Raw genomic sequence first — 1,174 nt, 5'->3', positions numbered from 1 at the left:
TGCAAATTAACCTAGGAACCGGTGGTTCTCCATATGGTTGATCAAATTTTGAAAGTAAATAGTCATTTACTAAAAGCAGAGAACAAAAGAGACAGGAAACTGTCTTTTTTGTTTGCTTGGGGTCTGGGGCAAACGCCCAATTTTGGCAACTGCAGTTGCCAAAACTTTCCGCAGGAATCGTCAGACAGACCTTACCTTTATGTTAATAAAGTCTAGTAAGTTATACTTTTTATTTTCTTGATAGTTATCAATTTTTATCTATAAGGGTAGCGCTATACTAGTATCATAAAGAAAATTAAAGGAAGTAGAAAATATGGCAAAAATAACACTGAACTTTCAAAAACGACTTCAACAACACAGTAATCACTTGGTTATCCTCTCAGCCATTCTCATTGTACTCGGATACCTTGGTAAATATGGTGTAAATCAAATATGGATTTGGAATTCGACAATGATTATTGCAAGTATTATCGGTTTTATACCTGTTGCAATTCATGCCTATCAAGCAATCAAAGTGAAACAAATTTCGATTGACCTGCTAGTTTCTATTGCAGTTATCGGTGCTTTGTTCATCGGTGAATATGAAGAATCAGCAATTGTCACTTTTCTCTTCGCTTTCGGTGGATTTTTGGAGAAAAAAACGCTTGAAAAAACGCGATCAAGTATCAAAGAACTCACGAATATGGCACCCAGCACAGCCCTATCTGCTGATGGCGAAGAAATGGACATTGATGAAGTTGAAATTGGCGACAAACTCTTAGTAAAAACCGGACGTCAAGTTCCTGTTGATGGTCGTATTTACCAAGGATCTGGCTATGTCAACGAAGCCAGTATCACAGGTGAATCACGTGAAATCAGAAAGGAAGCTGGTACCAAAGTTTTTGCAGGTTCTATCTTAGAAAACGGTACAATTTACGTAGAAGCAGAAAAAGTCGGCGAAGATACAACCTTTGGTAAAATTATTGAACTTGTCGAAGAAGCCCAAGATACCAAATCTCCTGCTGAGAAATTCATCGACCGCTTTGCTAAGTATTACACGCCAGCGGTACTTGTTATTGCAGCTATTACTTGGGTTTTTACACGACGATCCGCTCCCGGCCCTCGTGCCGCAGCCGCACCTCGTCACCCACGCGCACCGCGTGCGCGGGCTTGACCCGCTCGCCGTTCACCCGCA

The 1,174-nt window shown here is 40.8% G+C and carries 2 pseudogenes; one reads left to right on the top strand and one right to left on the bottom strand.

Annotation, left to right across the window (positions count from 1 at the left end):
* Positions 1-313: 313 nt before the first annotated feature.
* A pseudogene (locus tag ACWD1Z_RS37735) lies at positions 314-1,021 on the top strand (HAD-IC family P-type ATPase); the annotation flags it as partial.
* Positions 1,022-1,079: 58 nt separating this feature from the next.
* Here ACWD1Z_RS37735 and ACWD1Z_RS37730 read toward each other — a convergent pair.
* Positions 1,080-1,174: pseudogene (locus ACWD1Z_RS37730) on the bottom strand (RNA-binding S4 domain-containing protein); the annotation flags it as partial.

The sequence above is a fragment of the Streptomyces sp. NPDC002784 genome (assembly GCF_053592135.1).
The sequence above is the reverse complement of the archived record's forward strand: the minus strand, read 5'-3'. Positions and strand labels throughout refer to the sequence as shown.